The sequence below is a fragment of the Candidatus Accumulibacter vicinus genome, from assembly GCF_000584955.1.
In the GTDB taxonomy this organism is placed as follows: Bacteria; Pseudomonadota; Gammaproteobacteria; order Burkholderiales; family Rhodocyclaceae; genus Accumulibacter; species Accumulibacter vicinus.
Window position 1 is genome coordinate 4665 of sequence record NZ_JDSS02000004.1, and the last position, 565, is coordinate 5229.

The window sequence follows — 565 nt, forward strand, 5'->3', positions numbered from 1 at the left end:
ATGGTGTGCCGAGCTACGCCAGCCAGCGCCTCGATCCGAGCTACCGGTTGCTGATCCGCGGCGAGCATTCGCCCCAGGATCGCGGCACGGTTTCAAGGAGGCTCGCGAGGGTGGACCAGGCCGCCGGAAAACTGCAATTGACACCGCTGATCGACCACTACGCACGCCTCCACCAGGTCGCGCCAGAACTCGTGGCGGCGGTGGTCGGGGTGGAATCCGGGTATAACGCCCGGGCCGTCTCGCCGAAGGGCGCACTCGGCGCCATGCAGCTCATGCCGGGAACGGCTGCCCGCTACGGGGTCACCGATGCCGGCGATGCGGCACAGAACATCGATGCCGGCGTGCGTCATCTCAGGGATCTGCTCAACGCGCATCAGGGCAATGTCGCCCTCGCCCTGGCTGCCTACAACGCCGGCCAGGGCGCGGTGGCCAGGCACCGCGGGCGGATTCCGCCGTATCCCGAAACCATGCTGTATGTCCCGGCGGTACTTGCCGCGGCGGCGCGGGGAAACCGGCCATGATCCGACCCGCAGAGGGCAGCACCCCGGATCGGCGCCGCGCGCGT

At 69.2% G+C, this 565-nt stretch carries 1 protein-coding gene; it reads left to right on the forward strand.

From position 1 onward, the window contains the following. Positions 1-521 (forward strand): lytic transglycosylase domain-containing protein (locus CAPSK01_RS00165; RefSeq protein ID WP_273702782.1); only part of this gene is annotated, 521 nt, incomplete at its 5' end. Positions 522-565 lie beyond the last annotated feature (44 nt).